The organism is Thermococcus paralvinellae, from assembly GCF_000517445.1.
Classification (GTDB): Archaea; Methanobacteriota_B; Thermococci; order Thermococcales; family Thermococcaceae; genus Thermococcus_B; species Thermococcus_B paralvinellae.
The window spans coordinates 56,808-83,353 of record NZ_CP006965.1 but is presented as its reverse complement, the minus strand read 5'-3'; the positions used below and the strand labels follow the sequence as shown (position 1 = coordinate 83,353).

The window sequence follows — 26,546 nt, the reverse complement described above, 5'->3', positions numbered from 1 at the left end:
AAAATCAAAACTTCAAAACCCTTGCCAGCACTATTAGTGGATCCCACACTGGTGCAAATGGTGGAGCGTAGGCTAAGTTAGCAAAGAACAGCTCCTTTGTCGTAAAACCAGCTTGCAGAGCTACGGCAAATGCATCAATCCTTGGCAGTATATCTGAACCAACCGCTTGAAGTCCTAATAGCTTGTTGGTTTCTTTATCTGCCACTGCCTTGAGCCAGATTTTCTTTCCACCCGGGTAGTAATGGGGCTTTGTCCTTGCTTCAATGAAAGCTGTCTTGACCTCGTAGCCTTCTTTCAATGCCTCGCTTTCAGTCAAGCCTGTCTTTCCAATTTCTAGATCCATGAACTTTGTTATTGATGTTCCCAGAACACCGGGGAAATGAATTTCTTTTCCGGCTATATTGCTACCAGCAACGTAACCCATCTTATTTCCTGGCGGAGCTAGTGGAACCCAGACTCTTTTTCCAGTAATTAAATGTTTGGTCTCAGCAACATCACCTGCCGCGTAAACATTCTCTATGCTCGTCTGCATCTTTTCGTTCGTCCATATTGCACCGGTTTCTCCAATTCTAACTCCAAGCTCCTTTGCTAGTTCAATGTTTGGCTTTATTCCTGTTGCTATTACTACTAAATCAGCTTTGTACTCATTTGCATCCGTGATGACTTTCTCAACTCTTTCTTTGCCTTCAATTCTTATTGTTAGCTCTTGCAAACGGAGGTTTATATGCTCCCTAAGTTTTGTCTCAACTATGTCGGTGATTTCTTTGTCATAGGATTTTCTCAAAACCCTCTCACTCCTTCCAATAAGCGTTACGTTTTTCCCTTGAACAGCAAAAGCTTCAGCCATTTCCAGTGCTATATATCCAGTTCCAATAACCACTACATCCTTAACATCATATTTCTGCATATACTCTCTTATCGCAACTGCATCGGGAGGCAAATCGGCTGTGAAAACTCCCTTTAAGTCAATTCCATCAATAGGTGGAAGCTTTGGTGAAGCTCCATTAGCGAAAACCAAGTAGTCCCACTCATAGCTCTTCTCTCCATCTTTCTCCTGAACTCTAACTTGTCCTTGCTCAACTTCGATAACTCTTGCATTTAGGTGCAAATCTATTCCACGCTTTTTAATGAAAAACTCTGGTGGATAGTGCATCAGCTTTTCTTTTGGTGATATACCCTCAACAACGTAAGGAACTCCACAAGGAGCATGACTGACCCATTCCGTTGCTTCAAAGACTTTAACATCCCATTCGGGCTTTAAACGTTTGATTCTTGAAGCAGCACTCATTCCAGCAGCTCCACCACCGATGATAACAACTCTCTTACTCATTTTTCTACACCATGAAAGGTTCAAAACCAATGGTTAAAAAGTTGACGGGCAAAATGTAGAAAAGCTAAAGATTCAAAGGAAACTTCACATAATCCAAAACACTTCCTCTAGCTTTTTTAATTTCAACATGTTCAACTAAATCTTTAAACTGACCCCCCAAGAGACCATCGCCGATTATTGCACTTCCTTGGGCGGCTTCCTTAGCTTTTCCTTCCAAGCCTCTCTGCTTAACCACAGGCAAATCAAACTTTTCCTCAAGGAGATCTTTAACGTCCTCTCTAAGCTCTTTGATGCGCATAAGCCTTCCAGAGACGATTATCTCCTTCGGCTTTTCAATAATTGCCAATTCACTTGCTATGGCCTTTACAAAGCCGTCTTTCATTGCCTCCCAGGCTTTTGCAAAGTTTTCCTCATCTAGACGCTTGACAAACTCTTCTGGAGATAAAATCTCACCGGTCGCTATTATTGAAGCACCTCCGTAGAAGAGGTGCCACTTCTTTATCTCACCAATCAGATAAGCAACCTCTCCATCCAAAGCGCCGCTGTTGACAAATGCCGGCCCGGGAAAGATAGTTCCGCCAATTCCATCGACTATCTTTCCTTTGTCAACTGCTCCAGCAAAGTTGTAGCCAAAGCCGACCTCAAGCAAAGCGAATGAAACCTCTTCATAGGGAATGCCTAAGCGCTTAGCTTGATCGTAGATTGCTAAAACAGTTATTGCCATTTTATCTGCAGTTCCCATGTCAATCTTGTTGTATTTCCTAAATTCGGGCACCGTTGGGAGGTGTATTATTCCTGGAATAAACCAAACGTTCATCTCTTTTTCTCTCATCTCATCAACCATCTTCTGGAGACCAATTAAAACGGGGATTTGCTTCATCTCCTCTTCCCTAACGAGGGTCATCTCAAATCTGTCTTTTTCAGTTAGCTCACTGATGTGCTTCAGCGGAATTCCATAACCAGAAGGCCCAATTATTACGTCAGCGTTGAACTCTTCAATGGCTCTTACAATTTTACTCGGCTCTTCAGCTACAACTTCACTTGGAAAGCTTAAGTCGAGCTTTATCTTTCCATCCTCGAGACCAATAACGTCAAAGCTCCTTGTTCCAGGATCAACACCTATAACCCTCATTTTATCACCCAAGAAAAAGAGAAACGCCAAGAATTATAAAAGTTGTGAGATTATTCCTTTTTACTCTCAATGTAGTATTTGCCTTTAATTTTCACGAGCTTGTAGATTTCTCCTTCCTTTAGATCAATCTCTGGTCTTTCAATTTCAAATGTTTCATAATTTTCCATATCCATGAATTGAGCTTCTTTAGGAGTTAAGCTTGTAAGCATCGCTTCCCTCTTTTCATGTTCAACTAAATCAACACCCTCTCTCTTTATAGTCTTCCAGTCTTTGTGCTCACTCTCATGGGTTGCTAAGTTTGTGAGGTTCATTCCTTTTCCATTAACTTCTTCGACACGATATATGTTCCCATTCCTGTCACTAACGATGTCCCCTTTTCTGAACTTAGGAAGTCTAACACTTACACTAGTTCTATAAACTTCTCTGCTCGTCTGCCTGTCAAGACCAATGAGCTCATAGGCTTCACTTATTGTTCCACCATATTTGTCTCTTATTGCTTGAGCAAGTTTTCTTGCCGACCTAGTTGAACCCATGTAGAAATCAACACCCTCATCAAGCTCAACGGTGTCTTGAATAAACCCCATCCTGTCCTTCTTCATTATCTCATCCACTTTCTCTTGGACGAGCTTTACAATTTCGTCTCTCTCCTCCTTAGTCAGCTCTCTGTCCTCAGCTCTAACTTGCAGAATAGCCTCGAAGTAGCCTCCAAGAAACTTTTGACATCTCGGACAAACTGTCTGCCTGACATAAACTGTAACAGTCTTCTTTTCATGGTGAAGTTCTCTCTGCATTTCATGAATTCTAGCTTTTGTTTCGAGTTCATAGATTACAATCGCTGGAAAGTAGTCAATGTGCCAGTTAACCGGCTCGTAACTTACGTATGCAACACCAACTGGGAGCCCTTCAATTTCATCAAGTTCCTCCTTTGGGATTATTCTTATTTCTTTGATGCGCTCATCCATTGCAAGATTTTCAAGCAGAGCATTTTCAGCAACTTCAAAGATAAGCTGGTCAAGTTCATAGTTTTGAGGATCAACCCAAGCCCCCCTCTTTTTATAACTCCCACAGTTCTGGCACAATTCAGTGTTAATTTCATTTTCTATTAAAAGTACAGGATTTTCTTTTCTAAAACAGACTTGACAGAGCCCATCTATTAAAGGACCGCCCTCACTCTCACTTATCCCACACCTATAGCAGAATCTCTCACTCATAACCCTCACCATCATCAACTGCCTTATCTTCAATAAAAACTTAACCTCTATAAAAATATAAACTAAACACAAAAAAGAATTAATTATGAGGGAAAACATGAAAGTCAACATTCTCATTTCGATACTTATTGTCTTCATACTAACTGCTGGATGCATACAACATCAATCCACGAGTTCTTCAGAAAGTACTTTGTCCCTATATGGAAAATATTATATTGGTGATATTCCCTCCAAGAGAACCATACAAATTACTTCTCTTCCACCTTTAAAGTACAAACGAATCAGAATTTATCGAGTTAAAGACTATATTGAAAATACCACCATGTTATGTTCAAAGGAAGAGTTTGTTGAGATAGTTTCTTCGAATAAAAGTAAACCAGAGTTTGCATGCATTAATGGAGCTTATGGTAAAGTTTTTGATACTTCTCTAAAAGAGCTCTGGAGTCTTCCGAAAAATTCAACTGTTTATTACATGCCTATACTTATTGTCAGAACACCTCCTCCAATTGAAATTAATGAAACTGAATACATAATCGGCGTTAATGCTTTGTACTACTGCACTCCCACTGTTGAGAAAAAGAATTGGACACTAAAGCTTTACTATCCAAGTGATGAGGGAATTCTAAGATTTAAGATTTATGTGAATGCATCAATAGTGGAAAGCTTCCAAGGAAAGAATGTGCTGTTCGCATTAGATAAAGCCTTTATAAAGAACAATACTGTTATTGCGGAGTATTCTCCCTACTGTATCTCACCATAGCATTTTGGCCATCTGAGCATGGGGAACCCCTTGGATGTAAAGCACTCTCTCTTTGTCGACATAGCCAAGCTCAATGGCTTTACCAACGCATCTTTCTCCAACTAGGTTTGCTATTGTTGCCTCCTTTAAGAGATGTTCAAGTTCTTCAACATCTCTAAGCTCACCTTTGTAGAACCTTTCCTTAACTTCCAACTTAAGCCCACCTTCTCTGAATGTCCTACCAATTAGCTCCTCATCACATGCTGCCAGCAGAATTTCGCCTTGAACACGATAAACTTTCACGTATATTTTCATTTGAGCCACCTTAATAGAAAAGGAACAAGAGATTTAAAAATCTAATCAAGCTTTTCTAACTATGAGCTTTACACCGTCAACATCAACCACAACAACGTCATCTCCTTCTTTAATATTATCGAGAGGTTTAGCGAGCCATTCTTCCCCTTCAAGCTCAACCCAGACTTCATCTCCTTTAATCTTTTTCACTTTACCTTTTTTTCCTTTAAGCTCAAAGGTGTATTTGGGCTTTCCAATATCTACAGTCTCTTTCTTTATTAACCTAGCAAAGAGCTGGTAACTAATGACAGCAGCAACTAATGATATAACAAAAGCTACGTTGAAATTTACACCAAACCCAAGCAATAAACCAAGAACAGCAAATGCTATACCAATCGGTGTTATAAACGCTGCAACCATCATGTCAAGGACTATGATCAACAAGCCCAAAATTAAAAGTAAAATAGGGAAATAGTCCATCACACATCACTCCCAGACTTTCTTTAATTTTTCATCAGTTTTATCATTTTCTGTTTCCATTGGAGTATTTTCTGATGAATCCTCAGGTGGATTTTCTTTTGGCTCTGGTAGCTTTGTCTTGCTAACTTTTTGAAGGACTCTTAACAAGCCAATTAATGCTTCTGTATCATATGGGACTATTAAGTTGCCGTACTTGGCCAGCTCCGGAAGCCTCTCAATATATTGAAGCGTGAGATACTTTTCATCAGCTAATTTCAAGGCCTCAAGAACTTTCTTTATAGCTTCAGCCTGACCTTCGGCAATTAGGATTTGTTCCTGCTTTATACCTTCTGCTCTCAAAATTCTCGCCTGTTTTTCACCCTCAGCTTGCTTGATTGCACTCTCCTTCTTACCTTCAGCCAACAATATCATAGCCCTCTTTTCTCTCTCAGCAGTCATCTGCTTAGCCATGGCCTCTTGTATGTCCCTTGGTGGATCAATTCTTTGGATTTCAACTCTTGTAATCTTAACACCCCAACGATCAGTGATTTTATCTAACTCTTCTCTCAAGCGAGCGTTTATGATATCTCTTCCGCTTAGCGTCTCATCAAGCTCCATCTCACCAATTATTGCTCTCAAGTTTGTTTGTGCAAGTTTTATGATAGCTAAGAGAAAGTCGCTGACGTTGTATGCAGCCTTTACGGGATCCAATATTTGATAATACACAACAGCATCAACTGTAACAACAACGTTATCCTTACAGATAACCTCTTGCGGCGGAACATCAATGACGTGCTCTCTCATGTCTATTATCCTTACTCTTTCCATAAAGGGTATAATAAAGTGTATTCCTGGCTCTAAGATTCTGTTGAACTTCCCAAGCCTTTCAACAAGACCTTTCTGATATGGCCTGATAACTTTAACGCTCAAAACAAGCATCAACAAGAGGAAGACACCTAATATTACAAGGGCAAAAGTTGCTGGCATTACCACACCTCCATGTAGTGTTTTAAACTTTTATTAGTAGAACTTAATATAAAGTTTTCGTTAGTCAAAAAACATGCTATCAAATGATATAGGATAGAAAAAGTCAAAAGAGGGGAAAAGAAAGGATTCAAGAACTCTCGGCTTCTTCTATAGCCTTTTCTAGAATTTCTACTGCCTTCTTGATGTTAAGGTATGCTTTTCTTATCGGTGCTAATGACCTTATTGGATTACTGAGTGGGCTACCAAAGCTTGATGCCTGTTCGTAATACTGCTCCGCGAGTTGCTTATAGTATAGTGCCTCCTGAATTGTTTCATTGTCAATGCCAAGCTTAATGCTCTCGTTGTAGAGCTCATCGAATTTGTGGGTATATCTTGTGTATAACATGTCCCAAATCACGACATAGGTTCCAATAATCTCCTCTGGGTATTCTGTCACACCTGTAACCTCTATAATGGCAGGTGAATGGAGTTTTACTGTGACAATGACTATTGTTTTGCCTTGGTCGTAGACTGCATAGGGCTCATCGAGTAAATCTGCATCCTGCACATGGACTTCATACTTCGTAACTTCCTCAGGAAGCACTATAGCCAATGTAACGACTGTGCCATGATCCCCATTAACTTCAGCTGTAACTTTCACTTCCTTGGTTCCTGTCTCTCTTGCGACATCTACATCCACTGTAACATTTGCATCCCCACCAGCTTCCTGAATTATTTTCGCAACAACTTGATCTCCAGTAGTTTCACTCTCTGCAACTGCTACGTCCTCTTGGGATTCTTCAGAAACTTCAACACCTTTTTGAAGCTCTTCTAAGATATTATTAATCATCTTAACAACTTCCTGCTCTAGTTCCTCCTGTGGTTTCTCCTTGAAGGATACCCTGATTACTACTGGTCTCCAGTATGCATAATCCATGCTCACGAGTACCCCATCTTCAAGTGTAACGACCTTATAGCTTGACTGATATGGCGTGTCAAACTCTTGGACAAGGAACACATTTGGTGACTCAAGAATTCCAAGTAGCAGTGCAATCTTCTCCAAATCAGATCTCTGATCTTCATTTTGGATTGTGTAGTATGTAACTTCATATGGCCATGTGAACCAAATTGCTGCATGCCCATAATCTCTCTTTGTAATGTTCACTGGGATTTCCCCATACATGAGCAATTCCAAGATATCTTCAATTGTAAAGTCTTTTATCTCGTCAAGTTTCTCTGATGAGTTGTAGTATATCAAATCAAGTTTGCTGATAAGATCTGTGACGTTTGCAACTGTAACCTCTGGTATGTAGTCTTCCCATGATGGATCATAGAAGACTGCTTCTGTTATCCAGAGCGGCATTGTCAGTCCCCATCCCCAGCTCTCAATGTGATAGTCCCAGTTTGACCAGTTGTCAACAACTTCAAATCCTGCCTTTCTTAGTGCCTCTTTTACGTAATAGTCGACCGGCTCCCAGCCTGCGCTCCGGATTACTATTGGTTCATCATTGAAGTACCAGGTACCGTTAACCTTGGTAAGGTTCAAACTGTACTGTTCTGCTACGTTAGCCATAGCCATGTCAATTATTTGAACAGCTAAGTCGACAGAACTCTCTGAAGTCAGATTAAGGACAGTGTAAACTTCTTGAGCTTTGTGGAACTCTATCTGAGCTGGATATATCGGACCAAACAGTGCGGTAGCATTGCCTCCAAAGCCCTCTTTTACCATTGCCTCCCTGTTGATAAGATAGTTCAAGGCGTATCTAACTTCTCTAAGAGCGAATGGATTGAACACCTCGTTTCCTTCGCTGTCAATAACAATCAAGTCCTTTTTATTTTTAAATGAGATAAGGTGGATACTCTTCAACCATGTGAAGTCAACTTGTATGCTTTCATTGTCAATCAATGGTGATAGTGCAAGCACTGTCCTAACATATCCAGGATAACTCTCACCGTCACTGTAAATTGTAATGGTATTTAGGTCACCCTCAGTCTTTGGTACATCCCAGCGAGCGTATCTACCTATTGCGTAACCTCCAATAACCTTACCATAATCACTGAGCTTGTCTGGAGTTACTGGCAATAAGCAGAATGTACCAGCATAGTTGTTGTACTCTGCCATATCATTGTCAGACTTTAGTTCAACCCAAATTCTCTGGAGACTATCGTCCATTATTGGAATACTAAATGTCAGCTTGTAGTAGGTATTCGGCTCTACAAATGGTATGTCTACGATATCCACAACATAACCATTCCAGTATACATATGCTTTAACTCTCTCTGCACTCCATTTACCCTCAATGTAGAATATTGTGCTGACGTTGTAAGTCATGTTGACATACGGAACATCGTACGGAGTTTCTAAGGTCAGTGGATATACTACAAGGTCGTATCCCTTAGTACTTCCAGGTTTAACTTCTTCAACATTTATTGGAACTACTATAACTGCTGGGTTGTTCTCGAATCCTATTGTTACAATTCCAGAGTACTCACCAGATTCTGGAAGCTCATATTCAAGGGTTATGTTGTATATGGTATTGTTTACTATAATGTCCTTTATCTTTATGGTGTCGCTCTTTTCATAGTTGTATATCTTGAGGTCATAAGTACTGCCTGGAACTGGATTCGAGTAAGACTCAACAACTATGTAGTAGTGTCCCGGAACAGGGAATGTTATTGACACACTTTCATCTGCTGTTGGTCCTGCCGAATATGCAACGAGGCTGCTATAGCTATACATGTCTATGTAATCATAGAACACAAAGAGGTCTAGGTCAAGTCCACCTACATCGTCATATATACTCTCTAGGACTACACTAAGCATTGCTGAATCCTCAACATAAACTTCGTACACATCATAGTCTCCAGTTGGAGGTGCTATGGTTGCATTGTGTATCTCGGGCATTATGAGTCCATAAACATTGATGTTCGGGGTTAGCTCAATATTGTTCTCGAGGGACAGAGAGAGTTCGCCACTTAAAGCCTTTGATGTGTTAATAGTGAGCACTTCCGGTGTAACTTTGACAGTGCCAACTTTAATTTCTTTAATCTTTCTTTGTGCTTCTTTTCCATCATATAACACATTGTGTAACCATATCGCATACAGTCCTGGTTTGTATGCCTTTGTTCCGACAATCTCTCCCTGCGGCCCGTTTGATGTCATGAACTTGAACATTCCCGCTCCCATGTATCCATCCATACCTCTAGCAAGTTCTACAAAGTCTCCATCCTTGGGTCCTAAGATGTGAACATTGATGTCCTGTGGGTAACCCTCCCAAGTAACAGATGTCACAAGATATGTTCCGTTATCGACCTCTGGAACATTCACATAATAAAGCCTCCAGTCGCCGCTCTCATACCTCCAGAACCAGTCGAAGTATCCATACACATAGCCGTTGTCATAGAGTCCCGTGTAGTCACTTGGAACATAATCAAAGTTTGGCTCTGAGGCTGCCACAATAACGCTGAGCGGAACTACAGTCTCAGTATTATCGTAAGCAACGTAAAGCGCGGCTTCATACACTCCAAATGCATCGGCGGGAACACTTATTGTAACAGTCACGTTCTCGCTACTGCTTGGAGCTAGGGTTACACTGTTTTTATCAATTGTTGCCCAGTTCCATGGAACCCTCTTGTAGAACTCAATCTTAATTTTTGCTCCAGCACCTGCTTCTCTAACCCACAGGAACATTCCATCATGATACTTGGTCTTTGGATTTCCGAGAAGCAGTGACGCGGAGGTACCAAATGTGTAGGCCTGATGAATCAAATTAGTTTCGTTTCCATAGAGCCCCCAATAGGCATCTACTGTACCATCCCCATCAACATCAGTCCAGTCATAAACTCTGAACCAAGCGTATGTTGCTGGCCAATAATTCATCAGTGGATCAAAGCTATCGAATGGATAGTACAAGGTTATCTTCATCAAATCAGCATCTTCTGGAATGTATTGGTCAATCCTTGTTATCATGCCTGCGTATGTGTCTAGTTCTACTTCGTCAATTTTCTGGAATACTTCAACGGAGACATTTGCACTCTTTTCAGCTGAAGCATTGACGTTGTAAATTGTGAACTCCCAAGAGAACTCGCTTCCTGGAATTGTTACTGTGTATTCCTCACTCGGAGTGACCATGAGGCCATCAAGTCCCATAGCAAGCTTAACAGCCCTGTATGCGTTAAGGAATCCAGCGCCTTGACTGAAGACATCGGCGTTGACATTATCGGCAGAGCTCTTTAAGATAGTCTTTACAAGCTCATTTGTTGGATAAGTACCATGTGCCTCAGTATATGCCTGATAAACAAGTGCTGTTACACCAGCAGCCATTGGAGTCGCCAGGCTTGTTCCTGCCCACAGCTCAGATGCATAGTATCCACCAAAGTAGTTCCCATAAAATAGGTAGTATACCCACCAAGTCATCCAGTTCACTGGAATACTACCATGAGCGAATGCACCAACTGCTAGGACGTCAGGCTTTGGCTGTCCAAGAACGTTTGGTCCTCTGTTTGAGAAGTCAACGACATCCCCATAGTTTGCCAATGGTCCACCATATGGACCTTCGTCATATCCGTACATAAATCTATATCCAAACTCAACTGCAGCACCAACTGTTATTACTCCTGGAGATGCTCCTGGGGTTGTCACTGTACCATATCCTGGACCGCCATTTCCAGCAGCAAAGAGGAATGTTGTGTAGGGTGCATAATATTGGGTTATAAAGCTTAAGAACACGTCATTCCATGAAGTTCCCTTGTTTATTATACTTGATATTCCATAGCTGTTACTGGCAACAAGAGCTTCATCTCCAGTGTATGGAATGCCATCATACCCCTCCACGGCAAAGAATACTTCATCAATCCAATTGTCCATCCCTGTGTAGATGCTTCCAATGGCTATTATTTTTGAACCCGGAGCATTTCCGTATGTTATGCCCAAAGTTCTACCCCTTGCGGCGACTGCAGCTGCACAGAGGGTTCCATGATAACCTCCTCCTGTATAAGCAGTTCCAATCATGAATGCAACTAATTTACCCTCCTCTGGAACTGGAAGCTGTATGCCATAGTCGGCCATGTTCCAGACATTATATATAACATCAGCATATGGTATTGTGCTGTTTCCATCAGCAATGTAGTAAATCATGCCCCCTGAAAGGTCTGGATAACCGTCGCTACCAAAGGTTCCATTAAGAGAATCCCAGAAGTCTAATGTAATGACTGGATTGTCTTTAGTGTGAGGATCATCATCAGTAAAGTCAATGACATATGGACTTGAGAAATCGACATAGACTGTGTCATACTTCCCTTCTGGATCTGCTACTAGAACAAATGCACCGAACCAGTCAAACCATAGAGCTAAATCAGGGTGTGGACCAATATAGAACTTGCCACTCTGTGTTGGATATTCGAGAGACTCATTCAGTGGAAGCTTTATGAATGGCAGGATACCATAATCAGAGTACGCAAGTGCTTCTATACCAACTGCAAGAACTTCACTTTCATTGTCAGGTATAATCATGTCAATGAATCCATCAGTCGGACTTAGATACATGCCATGATAAATTGGACCTGCATGGTACATGCCCTCGTTAGTTACAATGAATGTTGGTGCTGGAATGTCTAAGGCATAGTAATCCGTAACGTGAAGGTACTCGCTGGCGAACTCATCTATGCCTCTCGAATAGATGTAATCTTGGCTGATAAGCCATAGCTTTCCACCATTGTCCAAGAACTGCTCCAGAGTGTTGACATCGTTATCTGTAAGAACATGGCCAGGCTCAAATGAGCCTCCAGTAACCCATATTACGAGGTCATAGTTCCGGAGAATATCTAAGCTCGGGCCATCACTTCCAAATGGCACAGTAATTGTGTCATATGTGATGTTTAATGAATCAAGAGCCTTCTTATAAAAGTCCTCAACATCTGGAAGGTAATAGTCAAAGTTTCCATTGCCCCAAGTGCCTTCATCATCATCGACGAGAAGCACTCTTTCAGCTCCTCCAATCCAGTCAATGACTTCTTGGATAAACATTGCCCTCTCCTTGTCATCCAATATGTTAGCTAGGTCAAACGTTGTAAACACTGCTGTATAGTTGCCCTTATATCCGATGGTAATGTTTCCACTAATTGTCAATGGTGAAACTTCAAATGATGTGTCGGCATACCATGAGTAAATATAAAACGGTTTGTAATCAACACCCAACAATGTTGCAAAGTTTATGAAAGTCAAGTTCAGTAACATATATGCATTCAGAGAACTACTGTCAAAGGCTATTGGCCATCCGCTAACTGGGTCAACAGCATATGCATCTAATAAGTCAGGGTTTCCAAAGTCTACACCGCTATCAAGTACTGCAACACTTACTCCTTCACCAGTAATATTGAGTTCTTTCCATGTCTGCAATGCTTTATGATGATACACTGCAAATATATCTGCAGGTTCAAAGTTTTTTGGAAACGCTACACCTTCTCTCTTAACATTTACAAGTCTACTCTCTTTCAAGAGAGCATTTTTGTCAAATGACAGAACATTATAACCCTTAATGTACCGGGTTCTTTGTATATTGGGGAGAGGTATAAAGTTCTCAATTTTTTGGGGCTTCTCATCTGGTTCCTTAAATAATCCTACCGGTTCAGCAACGCTAGCTGGCAATATCTGGAGCACTGCATCATTAGATGCAACTTTATTCAGTAACATTATGGTATTTTGTTCAACTGGTACTAGAACCCAGTAAACCGTATATCCAGCAATGTTACGAGACCCGATAACTTTAAATGGTAGCTCAACTTCTTCTTTACTGATGATTAATGAGGGAATAACCTTCTTCCCACCAATCTCAGCAAGGGTTTCCTGCTTGCTTTTATTAGTCAGCATTTCTAGGAATTTTTGATCAATTTTGTTTTCAGGCTTTATGTCTTCTTGAGGAAGTAGTGGATGTTGCTTAGTATTTATTTGGACTTTTTCGATTGTGTGAGTAACTTTTGGGACTAATAAATTTTCATTCCCGTTAGTTGTATTCATTGCACCCACTGTAACCATTGGGACTACTGAAAGAACCATTAGGACTACTATAAGGATGCCTAATATCTTTTTATTCATTTGGGACACCTCCATATATAATTGTTCAGTAGTATACTACCCATATCGTAGATATAAAAGTTTCTGTGAGCAAAGTTCATATATTATACTTTAACGATCAATGTAAAACATTCATGTATATTTGACAAACTTTGTTAGCAATCAAGCTTTAATTTAAAAAATTTAAATTTTAGACAATAAAACAAAAAACTAAACAAAAAAGTAGCCAAATAAACCTTATAAATTTGAAAATTCAAAAGCCAATGCAATTTCTAGCGCAGTTCCTAAATGAAGAACATCTTCGTCAACATCGAATTTTGGATGATGGTGTGGATAGATTACACCCTTCCTTTCGTTTCTAATTCCCAATTGTATGAAAACTCCAGGAACTTTTTGGAGATAATATGCGAAATCCTCTGCACCCATAGATTTGGCAACCTCTCCAACCCTCATATCATATTTTAAAGCTACTTTTCTCACGAATTCCGTCATTCTTGGATGATTTATCGTCGGTGGAACAAGCTCTTTGATGTCAAGCTCATATGTTGCTCCATGAGCTGAAGTTAAACCTCTCAAAATTTCGTCCATCCTTATCTCTATTAACTTCCTAACCTCCTCACTGAAAAAGCGATGAGTGCCTTTCATTTCGACCTCTTCTGGAATAACGTTAAAAGCAGTGCCCCCTTGGACTGCGCACACACTCACAACACCCGTCTCAATTGGATTGAGATTTCTGCTTACAATTGTTTGGAATGCTAAAATTGCTTGGGCAGCAATTGGAATAGGATCAACAGTCTCATGAGGTGCAGCTCCGTGACCACCTTTCCCTTTTATTTTAATGCTGAATGTTCCAGCCCCTGCTAAGACTGGTCCCTCCCTAATTCCAAAAACTCCGCTTGGCAAGTCCATCCATACATGTATTCCAAAGATTGCATCAACTCCTTCTAGAGCACCAGCTTCAATCATATTTAAAGCTCCATTACCTCCTTCTTCAGCTGGCTGGAATATCAACCTAACACCATTTTGGAGTTTGTCTTCATGTTCAGCTATGATTTTTGCAGCTCCCAAGAGCATGGCAGTGTGAGCGTCGTGTCCACAAGCATGCATCTTTCCTGGGACTTTAGACTTGTAGGGGACGTCATTTTCCTCTTGAACTGGCAGAGCGTCCATATCTGCTCTAAGAGCTATTCTTTTATCATCCTCTCCAATATCGGCTATTATTCCTGTCCCGACGCGCTTAATCTTATAACCCCACTCTTTCAAATGTTCTTCGACAATCTTAGAAGTTCTCTCCTCTTCATATTTGAGCTCCGGATACATGTGGAAATCTCTACGCCACGCTATAATCTGTTCTTTAATTTTTAAGGCCTCTTCAACGGGATTCATCTTAAATCACCAAAAATAATTTAGCAAAAATAATTATTTTAATGTTTCGATATTTGTCTTAGAGTAAAGTGCACCAAATAGAACTAAGACTGAAAGCAGAAATGCATCAATTCCACTTTCAATGGCATAGATTAGAGTTGCAAGAACAATTACTGCCGTTTTGACGTTTCTTTCGGATAATTTAAGTAATGTTCCTAAGAAATAAGCTTCCACTATTCCAAAAATCCCAAAATCTGCTATTGGCTGACCGAAAAGGAAGTAGGTGTAACAATTCTTTAGGGTAAACATAAAAGCAACCCTCCATCTTGGATCGCTGTGAAACAAAAGCTTCCCATGGAAAAATCCAAAGGGCATGGACACATGGACTAAGTTATGAAAAATTAAAAACGTAAAGCCAATTCTAACTAATAACCCCTCCAAGCTCCCGCTGAGGTAAAGAATTAGTAAAAACACTGGAATAGCGAGGCAGATTTTATCCAATGTAAGCCTTTCTTCAAAATAAAAAGGTAGAATGTACATTAGGAATATAAGGAGCATAAGCGATCTAAAGGTTCCAAGGAAAAACAACATTTCAAGAACCAAAAAAGCCAGAGTTTTAAATCTAATATCCCAATTCACATAAACTAGCGAGACCCCACTTAGAAAAGCTAAAAACACAAGGATCTTGCTTAATTCAAATCTTAAATTCCAGTTAAAAAGCGGGACTCCTTTAAACAGATAAATGGAAACTATCAGAATTATTGAAAAAATCAACCAAATGTGCGCATGCTTTTCAAACGGATTGTATTTCATTGAGAACAAGAAGATAAACGCCACTGCAATGACACCATAGGGCAGGAGAGCAAAAGACAGCACAAAAAGTATCAACCAGTAAGCCCAAGCAGGAAGCTCAACAGGCTTTAGATATCCAGCTACAAGAAAAACAAAGAATAAAATTGCAACCAGTGAAGCAGTCCATATTCTGGATATGTCTAGCTCAGCGGCATATAATTTATCCTTAAGAAACACATTGACATAAAGAGTGAGCATGATATAAGTGAAAAATGCCAAGCTAAAGAGCTTTAGAGACTTCACAGTACCACCAGTTACTAAATTCAACTTCACATATTAAAAGAATTGGGGACCAAGCTTGTCAATTTTCTCCACATAAATTGTGCCAAAAAACAGCATAATAGCCAAAACAAAAGCATCAATTCCTACCTCGATGAGATAAATTAAAAGAGACAGAACAACTGTCAAAGAGCTCAAATCATTCTCAGAGCGTTTAAGTATAGCCCCCAAAAGATAGGCTTCAACTACTCCAAATATCCCAAAATCAGCAACAGCTTGTCCAAAAATAAAAGACGAGTATATATTTCTAGCGAGGGTGAACATAAATGCTATTTTCCTACCGGGAGAATAGCTAAGAAGTAAGGAACCATGATAAAATCCAAAGGGAAGTGAAATTTTAACAAGATTTTCAAAAATAAGAAGGGTAAAGCCCACTCTTATCAAAAGACTCTCAAGATTACCGCTTAAAATTAAAACAGCTATTCCAACAAGAACCCCTAGAAATATCTCCCGCATCCTAATTTTTCCAGATAGATAATAAGGGATTACATAAGCCAAAAACACGAGAATCAAGAGAGAACGAAAAGTTGACATGAACAGCAAGATAGAAGATACAAAGAAGTACAAGCTTCTAATTCTTCCCCTCTGCTCGAAGGCTATCGCCGTTAAGAACAGATATGAAGATAATGTAAGCACCTCCGTTAGTTCAAATCTAATGGGATACTCAAATAAAGGAACCCCAACAAAGAGATAAGTGGAACTAACGACGCCAACACCTAGCAAAAAGACAAACCAAGAGAACTTCTTAAAAAACTCTGGCTCGTATTTGAGAAGGATATACAAAAACACTACAGCAGTTGGGGCCAACACAACATATCGTGCAAAATATACTGCCAGCAAAAATATCGCAATCCACACAGCTTCACTTGGCAAATATAAAGGTCTAAGATATCCAACCACGAAACAGCAGTAAAAGATAAGTATTACTGCAAGGGAAAGCGGAAGCATATTTAGAGAAGCAGAATACTCTTTAAGAGCTAAATGAGAGCAGAGCATTAGAAGGAGATAAGAAAAGAACGCCAAGCTAAAGAGTTTTAAGGATTTCATATCACCACCAATTTAATAAAGCAAACTTTATGTTAAAAGAGTTAGGGGTGTAAGAAGTGAAGAAGGAAAAAATATACCTCATTCTATTGCTCCTAATCTCATTCATAATAAGGCTCATACCTCACAGGACTCTCTTACTGGCAGTATATGACGAATATCTACATAGGGATATAACCCTGAGGATCGTCAACGAAGGAATAGGTGTGATTTCAAAAGATATTGGCTCGCTCCTTGGGCTTAAAGCATACAGCTATCCTCCTCTCTTCCATATAGTCGGAGCCCTTGTGTACAAGCTCTTTCCAACTGAGTATGTGTTCTTCATCCTTCCAGCAGTTTATGGCACGATAAGTGTAGGTCTTTTCTATCTGCTCTCAAAGGAGATTTTTGGGAGTAACAAAAAAGCCCTCCTAGCCACGACTTTTCTAGCCTTTGCTCCAAATTTTGTATATAGAACAAGCCTCTATATCCCAGAAAACCTTGGACTTGTGATTTTCATAACCGGAATGATACTTCTTGTGAGATTTCTCAAAAGCTGGGACTATAAATATATAATAGGATTATTGGTTTTATTGCCAATTTACATGGTCACCCACAGAGGTTGGGTCTTCTTCGTTGCAGTTGCTGTAATAATGCTCTTTATTCATCTAATTCCTTGGATAAAGAAAAACCTCCACTACTTTGCCTTGGCTGTGCTGATAGGTGTAGTACTATACTTCATCCCCCCAATAAACCACTTTATCGCTGGTCTCCTGCTGAGAATGCCAAAAGAGGAAGTTACAGCCCTGGGATACCTTAAATGGATCGGTGTCGTTCAGTTAATCTTTGGGGTACTTGCAACTAAAAAATACCTTAAAAGCGATCCCATAAGACAGGGAATTGTACTCTGGGCCTGGACTTTCATGATTGCCGGAGCTACAGCATTTAGGTTCAGGGATCCATACGCTTCCTTGCCACTTTCAATTATGGCTGCTGAATTTTTCTACGATGAGTTCCTTCCAAATCTAAACACTTGGCTGAATGCTGTAATCAAAGATGCAAGTGGAAAAGGTGCTGAGCTGTTTAAGAGAATTGTTTTGAGCAAGAAAACAAGAGCGTTGATTATTGCTGCACTCATACTTGTTCCAATTGCTCAGGGAGCATATTCCTCATATAAATACATAATCCCCCCAACGGTGAAGGATAGAGAAGCCTTCGAGTGGATTAAGGAAAATACACCTCCAGACGCAGTATTCCTGACATGGTGGGATGTCGGTTATCTCCTAATTGGAAACACTCACAGAAAGGACATTGTTATGTGGAAGAAGGTCTATCAAGGATTTTTTGAAAAAGCACCCGATCCAAGAGAGGCCATACAAGCATATAATGACGTTGTAACGATGTTTGGAACAGTACAGAGAGAAAGAGTGTATAAGCTCATGGAAAAGTACAATGCAACCTATGTTTATTCGGATAGGAGAATGAGAAGCTTAGGTTTAATCAAATATGGCCTAATGGAATACATAGCCTATGATACACATTTTAAAACTCTCTTTGTTAATGGAAACTCCGAAATCTACAAGTTCATTCCAAACCCACCACTAAAGCCCTATGACCTAAACCCACTCAACTATACAGGAGAATATTCAGCAATTGTTAACTTTTTGGAGAAGTTCTGGACTGGATATAACTATGCAGACTTTGACAATGGATACAAAGCCGACTTCTTCCTAAATGCAAGAATTGCCCAGTTGTATGCGTATCTTTACCAAAAAACCAGCAATGATGAGTTGAAGAAAAGATATGAATGGTTACTCAATTGGCTGGCATACAAACAGTTAGACAATGGAGGCTTTCCCGAAGGTATTCCTCCAAACGATTTCACGTTATACACAGCGTTCACGATGGAGCCTCTCAAAGATTTGCCTTTTGAGGGGAAAGATAAAACCCTTAGCTATCTAAAAAGTAGAATAAAGGGAGACTATATAATGACTACACCAAAAGACAAGAAAGGAGACTTATTTGCTGAGGCCCAGATGCTGCCAATTCTCTACGAACTTGGAGTCCTAAATGAGACCACAACAAACAACTTGGTTGAAAAGATTCTTGAAGAGCAGAGAGATGATGGAAGCTGGAAGAAAAGTCTGGGTGGAACTATTGTTACAGCCTTTGGATTAGCAAGATATTATCAACTTAGTGGGGATGAAAGAGTTTTGCCAGCAATTAAGAAAGCCGCTGAGTGGATATCAACATGGCAAGAAGAAAACGGAAGATTCAAAGGAGAGAGCGGTTATGGATACTCAAGAGCAACCTACGCAAATGTTCTTTTTGTATATCATGTTGCTGGCATGAAAGACAAAGAAGAGCAGATGCTCAAAATAATTGAAGAAACCTATGACTTGCAAAAAGAGCCGAGACCTCTACAAGCTACTCTTGACATATTAAGAGCATTAGAGTACAGCTATGGGTTTGAACGTGCATTAAATATACTCGAGAACATTTTAGAACTTCATCCTTTTTAGTCTTTTAACCAAAATTTTTTGGTTTTGTTTTTGCAAGAGGAAACTTACTCGGCTGTTTTATAAACCCAAAAGCCACATCTGAACAGTTAATTTTAAATAGCTTCTTCCATATATCACCATCGGTTATTCTAAAAAGGAGGGATTGAAATGGCGTACAAATTCATAAAGTGGTTTGAGGAACTGAGCAAGGAAGATGTGCCACTTGTTGGTGGAAAGGGTGCAAACCTTGGAGAAATGACAAGGGCTGGAATTCCAGTTCCACCAGGGTTCTGTGTTACAGCTGAGGCATACAAGTACTTTGTTGAAAATGTTAAGGTCGAAGATGGAAGAACACTCCAAGAGTGGATTATGGACATAATCAGCAAGACCAACGTTGACGACTCAAAGCAATTACAAGAAAACACCGCCAAGATTAGAGAGAAGATCATTTCACTTCCAATGCCAGAAGAAATTGAAAAGGAAATTAGAGAAGCTTACAAAGAGCTTAGTCAAAGATTTGGTAAGGATGAGGTTTACGTTGCTGTCAGATCATCAGCTACCGCTGAAGACTTACCTGAGGCTTCATTCGCTGGTCAGCAGGAGACATACTTAGACGTTCTCGGTGCTGATGACGTTATTGATAAAGTTAAGAAGTGTTGGGCTTCACTCTGGACTGCAAGAGCTACCTTCTATAGAGAGAAGCAAGGATTTGATCACATGAAGGTTTACCTCTCAGCAGTGGTTCAGAAGATGGTCAACAGCGAGAAGAGCGGTGTTATGTTCACAGCTAACCCAGTTACAAACAACAGAAATGAGATTATGATTAACGCTTCTTGGGGACTTGGTGAAGCTGTCGTTAGCGGTTCAGTTACACCAGACGAGTACATCGTCGAGAAGGGAACATGGAAGATTAAGGAGAAGTTCATCGCAAAGAAGGAAGTTATGGTTGTTAGAAACCCAGAGACTAAAAAAGGAACCGTTTACGTTAAGGTTGCTGAGTACCTCGGCCCAGAGTGGGTTGAGAAGCAAGTCCTCACAGACGAACAGATAATTGAAGTCGCTAAGATTGGTGCAAAGATTGAGGAGCACTACGGATGGCCACAGGACATCGAGTGGGCTTATGACAAGGATGATGGAAAGCTCTACATTGTCCAATCAAGACCAATTACAACACTCAAAGAAGAAGTCAGCGGAGAAGAAGTTGAGGAAGTTGAAGAGGCAGAGGTTATTCTCAAGGGTCTCGGCGCTTCACCCGGAATTGGTGCAGGTAAAGTTGTCGTAATCTTTGATGCCAGTGAGATCGACAAGGTCAAAGAAGGAGACATTCTTGTTACAACCATGACAAACCCAGATATGGTTCCAGCAATGAAGAGAGCTGCTGCAATTGTAACAGATGAAGGTGGAAGAACAAGCCACGCTGCAATCGTTTCAAGAGAGCTTGGAATTCCATGTGTTGTTGGTACAAAGGAGGCGACCAAGAAACTCAAGACTGGTGATTACGTCACAGTTGATGGTACAAGAGGTCTCGTTTACAAGGGAATCGTCAAGAGCCTTGTCAAGAAGGAGAAAGAAGAGAAGGCCGAAGGAAAGGTTGTCGTTGCAGGCGCTCCACTCGTCACAGGAACAATGGTCAAGGTCAATGTTTCAATGCCGGAGGTCGCTGAGAGAGCTGCTGCAACAGGTGCAGACGGTGTTGGACTGCTTAGAGCTGAACACATGATCCTCACAATCGGACAGCACCCAATCAAGTTCATCAAGGAAGGAAAGTTCGACGAGCTCGTTGAGAAGCTCGCTGATGGCATCAGAACAGTTGCAGCTGCATTCTATCCAAGACCAGTCTGGTATAGAACATTAGATGCTCCAACAAACGAGTTCAAGGAGATGCCAGGTGGAGAAGACGAGCCAGACGAGAGAAACCCAATGCTCGGATGGAGAGGAATTAGAAGAAGCCTCGACCAGCCAGAGCTCCTTAAGGCAGAGTTCACTGCAATCAAGAAGGTCGTTGAGGAAGGCTACAACAACGTCGGTGTAATGCTCCCACTCGTCAGCCATCCATACCAGATCAGAGAAGCAAAGAGGATTGCAAGAGAAGTCGGCCTTGAGCCACACAAGGATGTTGCCTTTGGTGTCATGATTGAGGTTCCAGCAGCTGCAATAATCATTGAGGACCTTATCAAGGAGGGAATTGATTTCATAAGCTTCGGTACAAACGACCTCACCCAGTACACACTCGCTCTTGATAGAGACAACGAGAGAGTTGCAAAGCTCTACGATGAGACACACCCAGCTGTGCTTAAGCTCATCAAGCACGTCATTAAGGTCTGTAAGAAGTACGGCGTTGAGACAAGCATCTGTGGACAGGCAGGAAGTGATCCAAAGATGGCAAGAATCCTTGTCAGACTTGGAATTGACAGCATCTCAGCCAACCCAGATGCCGTTGAATTAATCAGAAAGGTCGTTGCACAAGAAGAGCGCAAGATAATGCTCGAGGCTGCAAGAAGGCAAATCTTTAAGGACGAAGAAGACCTCTTCTGATTTTTGTTCTCTTTTTTCCACATTTTGATTCTCTCTGGATTCTGCTATATAACATTTAGTGCAGTATTGACGTGCTTTTCCATACTATCACTTTACCACTTTCAAGTTCCACAAAGCTTATATCTTAACATTTCGATAGTCATTTGAGTAATAATGACGGCACCAAAAATACACAAGATGAGACAAGAAATCGTTGAAGGCAATATAGAAAAGACCCTTTTTAGACTAGCTTGGCCTTTAATAGTGAACAACATAATCCAAGTGCTTTATAATATAACAGACACTTTTTGGTTAGGCAGAATTGGGAGAGAAGCACTATCTGCCCCGGGTGTTGCATGGCCTCTAATTGGAACACTCATGAGCCTCGGAATGGGCTTTGCAACAGCGGGATTTGCATTTGTGGGACAGTACATAGGAGCAGAAGAATACAAGAAAGCTGAAAGAGCTGCTGGAGCACTGTATTCGCTAATGTTTATCTTTGCTTCCATCGTCGCTGTTGTTGGCTACCTGATAGTCCCCTATGCCTTGAGGTTCATGAAGGTTACCGAAAACGTATATCCGTATTCCTTAAGCTACACGAGGATAATCTTTGCTGGAATACCATTTGCCTTCAGTTTCATGTCATTCAGCTTCCTCATGAGAGCAACTGGAGACACGAAAACTCCTGTTAAGATAAGCTTTTTCACAGTGGGTTTGAATATAGTTCTTGACCCCCTCTTAATTTTCGGCTTGTTCGGCTTCCCAGAACTTGGTGTAGCGGGAGCTGCATTAGCTACAATAATCTCAAACACTACCGGCTCAATAATTGGAGCATACCTTCTGTTAGCTGGAAAAGTGGGCATTCACCTAACAAAAGAAGATTTAAAACCAGACTGGAGCTTCTACGCAAAAATATTCAGAGTGGGTCTGCCTTCAAGCATAGGATCCTCAGCCAACAGCTTTGGATTTGTAATTTTAACTAGAATTATCTTTGGATTTGGAGACGTTACTTACGCCGCTTACACCATAACAACCCGTTTGGTGAACTTTCTGACGAGCATTTCAAGAGGAATTTCAATGGCAATGGGAACGATGATTGCCCAAAATATTGGGGCAGAGAAGTATGGGAGGGCAAAGAAAATCGCTGAAAGGACCATGATGGTTAACTTTACTCTTGCCAGCATTGCGATTCTTTTAATTGGGATTTTTAGGGTTCAAGTTTTTAGGGTATTCCTAAATGATCCCGCGGTAATATCGGAGAGCGCAATAGTGCTGAAGTACTTCCTCATTTCAGTGCCGTTTTTCAACGGCATTTTCATGGTTGTTGATAATGTCTTTAGGAGTTCAGGGCATACAAAGAAGAGCATGATATTGGGAATTCTAAGGCTTTGGGGGCTTAGAATTCCTTTAAGCTATATTTTAGGATACCACATCTTCATGTCTTCAAAAGGTGTTTTCTTGGGCATGGGATTGAGTAACTTTATAGCTTCTGGGGTAGCGTTGCTGTGGTTCTTCAAAGGCTCTTGGATGAAGAGGATTATCGAAGGAGATATCAGAAAAACTGCTAATTAGAGTAAATTTTTCTCAGAAGAGTTTGAGAGTTTGTTGTGGTGCGGGGGCGGGGATTTGAACCCCGGAACCCCTACGGGAGTGGATCTTGAGTCCACCGCCTTTGACCAGGCTCGGCAACCCCCGCACTCCATCTCTCTATACAATAGTGCAGTTTTAAAAACCTTATGGTTTACATTTTCGAGAATTCTAAATTTTCACTTTTAAGGCTTTGATTTATCATAACTGAGATCATCAAACTATTTAACCCACAACTCCCAAACTCTAAAACATGCTAAGAATACTCACTTATGAAACTCCAAAGAATCCCTATCTAAACTTGGCTTTTGAAGAAGCTTTAGCGAGAGCTAGGTCAAAGGATTTAGTTGATGATACGTTAAGGATATGGAAAAATGAAAAAGCTCTGATTTTAGGGTACTTTAGAAATCCCGAGGAAGACATCAATCTTTTAGTGGCTAGGGAGAGAAAAATCCCGATAGTTCGACGCTTCAGCGGAGGAGGAACTGTTTATCATGATATTGGCTGTGTCAATTATTCTTTGGTAATAAAAAGAGACGTTAAGTTCCCAATCTCTTATCTTTATAATGAACTCCTAAAAGGCACGTTGCTTGCTCTAAAAAAGCTAGGAGTTAATGCATATGTGAGGAACACTAATGACATCGTAGTGAACGAAAGAAAAGTTTCTGGCACTGCAGCAAGCATAAAATGGGCTGTATTGTTTTTGCATGGTTCAATTTTGGTAAATTCAGACTTAAAAATGCTTTACCTTCTTTTGAAAATTCCAAAAACTATTAAACCGTCAATAGATCCCGTAAAATACCGGGTTGCCAACCTTTCATCATTTCTTGGAAATGTTAGTGTTGATGAAATTATGAATGCCTTAATCTCCAGCTATTCAAAAATACTCATGAGTGATTACTATTTTGATGAGCCAAGAAAGGAGGAACTCAACATTGCCAATATTCTTCTCAAAGAAAAGTACTCGAAAGACGAATGGAACTTCAAAGTGCCACCTAAAATAGATGAAAAAGAAATTGAAAAGGAAATAAATGAGATTCTAGAAAGTTAGCCGTCAAAGAATCCCCTCTCAGCTGCAATCTTCAGTGTCTTCTGATAATCTATAACCCTCGGTCCATTTCTCGTAACTCTTGCTGTAACTTCTCCCTTTACTTCAGCTTCTCTCTCACCATCCAAAGCAAATAAAGAGGGTGTAGTTTTTATTTCAACTTCTTCTCCGAGCTCTAAGGTTCTATAGCTCTTAATACTAACTTCTCTTAAAACTCCAGGAGCTATTGGTGCCCTTATCTTCTTTCCCTCTCCAAGCTCAGCATATAAACCCAAATCCTCATCTTCACGTATCTCTTTTATTATCCCCGGAATTGAGCTTAGTCCAATATTTGAAGGCGAACATATGCTCACAACAATTTCCTTTAGATATTCAGGCTTCCAAACAGCTCTCGAACCAACAAAAGAGTGTGTGGTTGCAGCAGCGTCTATCAACGCTATATCTTTTAGCTCACCCTCTTCAAAAATTTCGACCCTTTTAGCTTTGTAAGTTCCTTCCTCAGGCTTTACGATACCCGTAGCTATTGCTACAACTGCTTCAGCTGCTATTGTTGCTTCTATCATGTATGGGAAAACGTTGTTAGTTCCTGTTGAGATTGGCATTATTGGTGTATCCCCACAGACTTTTGCTACTACTCTATTAGTCCCATCCCCTCCAATAACAATTATGACACTCACTTTATCTTTCATTAGCTTTGTTGCTTCATAAGTGTCCCTCCAAGTTCCAAAGACCTTTATAGGAAGAAACTCAACTTCCAAATTCAAATGCTCTTCTATTAAGTGCATTGCCGCTGGAACAATCCCAAATGTCTCTGGCATAGCTAAGACTTTTTCAACACCAAAGCTTTGAAGTATCATTAATAATCTTTTAACTATGCTCACCTTTTCCATGTTGTCAAAAACACTTGCATGAGCAATTAATCTTCTTATATCTCTTCCAGATTCCGGATTTGCAATAATCCCAACGGTCGCTTTTTTCATTTGTGCTCTCCCCTTACATAAATCGTAATAAATGCTACTGCTATTAACATCTCGTTCGTCTTATCTCCAAACTCTTCAAGGGCTATCCCTGGGCCTTTTAATCCGCCATTAACAACGTTAATGACCTTCTCACATTTTAGTGGAATAGCCTTACGAACTTTTTCAACATCGACTTTTTCTGGATATGGACCGCCTATAATAACCTCGACTCTTACATCTCTTTCAAAATCAAGCTCAAACAACTCAAGCAATCCAACTGTACAAACTCTACTTATAGCGTCTTTAACTGCTTTTATAGCGGCCTTTGTTGAGTCTTGGCCATGCTGATCAATTCCCATACCAATTTCTATGACATATCTTTTCCACTCATTCAACTTCAAACACTTCCTCTGGGTTTTCCAGGTAGTGCTTAACCTTTTGTAGAAATCTAGCCGCTGGAGCTCCATCTATTGCCCTATGATCAAAACTTAAAGATAGATTCATGACGTTGCAAATCTTAATCTCCCCATCTTTTATTACAGGTTTTTTCACAATTCTGTTAAGTCCTAAAATTGCTATCTGTGGAGGATTAATTATTGGGGTGAAAGAATCAATTCCAAACATGCCAAGGTTTGTCACTGTAAAAGTCCCTCCAACAAAGTCTTTCTCCTTGAGAATGCCCTTTTTGGCCCTCTCAACCAAATCTTGATAATCACTTAAAAGTTCTTCCAAGCTTTTTTTGTCCACATCTCTAATAACAGGTGTGATAAGACCTATTGGACTATCAACAGCTATGTTGATGTTTATATTGTCGTAAATCATTATCTTGTTGCCTTCCATTGTTGCATTTATCTCTATGAAATCTCTAATTGCTTTTGCAATACACTTAAGCATTAAAACAGTGTATGAGGGTTTCTTCTCAAGTTTTTTTGCTAATTTTTCTCTTATTTCAATAATCTTGTCCATCTCAACCTCCATGTTAAGAGTTACATGAACTGCTTCTCTGTAGCTTCTGGAAAGCCTATCCCCTATAACCTTTCTAATTCCAAAAATCTTGACTTCTTGCTTCACTTTTGGAAAGTAGTGCTCTTTTATGTAAGCTTCAAGGTCGTGGAGGGTAACTTCTCCATTTGGTCCAGAACCCTTTATCTTAGACAAATCTATGTCATATTGCTCTGCTATTATCCTAATTTGTTCATTAATATTCTCCATCAC

General features: G+C 40.3%; 18 protein-coding genes and 1 tRNA gene. 5 read left to right on the top strand and 14 right to left on the bottom strand.

Going from position 1 to position 26,546, the window contains the following annotated elements; translation table 11 throughout:
* Positions 1-4: 4 nt before the first annotated feature.
* From cdr to TES1_RS00365, 3 genes are all read right to left on the bottom strand, one after another.
* The gene (cdr, locus tag TES1_RS00375) at positions 5-1,330 is read right to left on the bottom strand and encodes a CoA-disulfide reductase (RefSeq protein WP_042679189.1); all 1,326 of its coding nucleotides are present in this window, start codon (positions 1,328-1,330) and stop codon (positions 5-7) included.
* A 64-nt stretch (positions 1,331-1,394) separates the two neighbouring features.
* Positions 1,395-2,462 carry a DUF1464 family protein gene (locus TES1_RS00370; RefSeq protein ID WP_042679187.1) on the bottom strand — a complete coding sequence of 356 codons (1,068 nt, stop codon included), beginning with the start codon at positions 2,460-2,462 and terminating at the stop codon, positions 1,395-1,397.
* A gap of 50 nt (positions 2,463-2,512) precedes the next feature.
* On the bottom strand, positions 2,513-3,673 hold the full coding sequence (locus TES1_RS00365) for a 60S ribosomal export protein NMD3 (protein WP_042679185.1): 1,161 nt from the start codon (positions 3,671-3,673) through the stop codon (positions 2,513-2,515).
* An 85-nt stretch (positions 3,674-3,758) separates the two neighbouring features.
* Here TES1_RS00365 and TES1_RS10895 point away from each other — a divergent pair, with 85 nt between their 5' ends.
* Positions 3,759-4,433, top strand: a complete 675-nt coding sequence (locus tag TES1_RS10895) for a hypothetical protein (protein WP_144080581.1) — start codon at positions 3,759-3,761, stop codon at positions 4,431-4,433.
* Here the strand turns inward: TES1_RS10895 and TES1_RS00355 are convergent.
* The 7 genes from TES1_RS00355 to TES1_RS00325 form a co-directional block, all read right to left on the bottom strand.
* Complete coding sequence (locus tag TES1_RS00355) at positions 4,425-4,727, bottom strand: DUF424 domain-containing protein (RefSeq protein ID WP_042679181.1); 303 nt, start codon at positions 4,725-4,727, stop codon at positions 4,425-4,427. The genes TES1_RS10895 and TES1_RS00355 overlap by 9 nt on opposite strands.
* 45 nt (positions 4,728-4,772) lie before the next feature.
* Entirely contained in the window at positions 4,773-5,186 is a 414-nt protein-coding gene (locus TES1_RS00350) for an NfeD family protein (protein WP_042679180.1), read from the bottom strand.
* 6 nt (positions 5,187-5,192) lie between these two features.
* Positions 5,193-6,152: an SPFH domain-containing protein gene (locus TES1_RS00345; protein WP_042679178.1), complete on the bottom strand. Its 960-nt coding sequence runs from the start codon at positions 6,150-6,152 to the stop codon at positions 5,193-5,195.
* Positions 6,153-6,279: 127 nt separating this feature from the next.
* Positions 6,280-13,224, bottom strand: a complete 6,945-nt coding sequence (locus tag TES1_RS00340) for a S8 family serine peptidase (RefSeq protein ID WP_051408149.1) — start codon at positions 13,222-13,224, stop codon at positions 6,280-6,282.
* Positions 13,225-13,440: 216 nt separating this feature from the next.
* Positions 13,441-14,589, bottom strand: coding sequence for a M20 metallopeptidase family protein (locus TES1_RS00335; protein WP_042679176.1), 1,149 nt, complete (start codon positions 14,587-14,589; stop codon positions 13,441-13,443).
* A 33-nt stretch (positions 14,590-14,622) separates the two neighbouring features.
* Positions 14,623-15,618, bottom strand: coding sequence for an oligosaccharide repeat unit polymerase family protein (locus tag TES1_RS00330; protein WP_227738492.1), 996 nt, complete (start codon positions 15,616-15,618; stop codon positions 14,623-14,625).
* 78 nt (positions 15,619-15,696) lie between these two features.
* Entirely contained in the window at positions 15,697-16,746 is a 1,050-nt protein-coding gene (locus TES1_RS00325; protein WP_042679172.1) for a hypothetical protein, read from the bottom strand.
* A 56-nt stretch (positions 16,747-16,802) separates the two neighbouring features.
* On the opposite strand from TES1_RS00325, the gene TES1_RS00320 reads away from it, so the two are divergent.
* The 3 genes from TES1_RS00320 to TES1_RS00310 all read left to right on the top strand — a co-directional run bounded on the left by TES1_RS00320 (position 16,803) and on the right by TES1_RS00310 (position 23,309).
* Positions 16,803-19,244: a DUF6798 domain-containing protein gene (locus TES1_RS00320; protein WP_042679170.1), complete on the top strand. Its 2,442-nt coding sequence runs from the start codon at positions 16,803-16,805 to the stop codon at positions 19,242-19,244.
* A 147-nt stretch (positions 19,245-19,391) separates the two neighbouring features.
* Positions 19,392-21,758, top strand: a complete 2,367-nt coding sequence (gene ppsA / locus TES1_RS00315; RefSeq protein WP_042679168.1) for a phosphoenolpyruvate synthase — start codon at positions 19,392-19,394, stop codon at positions 21,756-21,758.
* A 153-nt stretch (positions 21,759-21,911) separates the two neighbouring features.
* On the top strand, positions 21,912-23,309 hold the full coding sequence (locus TES1_RS00310) for an MATE family efflux transporter (RefSeq protein ID WP_042679166.1): 1,398 nt from the start codon (positions 21,912-21,914) through the stop codon (positions 23,307-23,309).
* Between the two features lie 36 nt (positions 23,310-23,345).
* On the opposite strand, the gene TES1_RS00305 is transcribed toward TES1_RS00310, so the two are convergent.
* Positions 23,346-23,433: transfer RNA gene (locus tag TES1_RS00305), tRNA-Leu, on the bottom strand.
* A 144-nt stretch (positions 23,434-23,577) separates the two neighbouring features.
* Here TES1_RS00305 and TES1_RS00300 point away from each other — a divergent pair.
* The gene (locus TES1_RS00300) at positions 23,578-24,375 is read left to right on the top strand and encodes a lipoate--protein ligase family protein (RefSeq protein ID WP_042679165.1); all 798 of its coding nucleotides are present in this window, start codon (positions 23,578-23,580) and stop codon (positions 24,373-24,375) included.
* Here TES1_RS00300 and TES1_RS00295 read toward each other — a convergent pair.
* The 3 genes from TES1_RS00295 to TES1_RS00285 are packed head-to-tail and all read right to left on the bottom strand — an operon-like array spanning position 24,372 to position 26,543.
* Positions 24,372-25,352, bottom strand: a complete 981-nt coding sequence (locus TES1_RS00295) for an ATP-NAD kinase family protein (protein ID WP_042679163.1) — start codon at positions 25,350-25,352, stop codon at positions 24,372-24,374. The two genes, TES1_RS00300 and TES1_RS00295, sit on opposite strands and share 4 nt — an antisense overlap.
* Positions 25,349-25,726: a Lin0512 family protein gene (locus tag TES1_RS00290; protein ID WP_042682612.1), complete on the bottom strand. Its 378-nt coding sequence runs from the start codon at positions 25,724-25,726 to the stop codon at positions 25,349-25,351. Before TES1_RS00290 ends, TES1_RS00295 begins: the two co-directional genes overlap by 4 nt.
* Positions 25,719-26,543, bottom strand: coding sequence for a dihydrolipoamide acetyltransferase family protein (locus TES1_RS00285; protein WP_042679162.1), 825 nt, complete (start codon positions 26,541-26,543; stop codon positions 25,719-25,721). Before TES1_RS00285 ends, TES1_RS00290 begins: the two co-directional genes overlap by 8 nt.
* Positions 26,544-26,546: the final 3 nt, after the last annotated feature.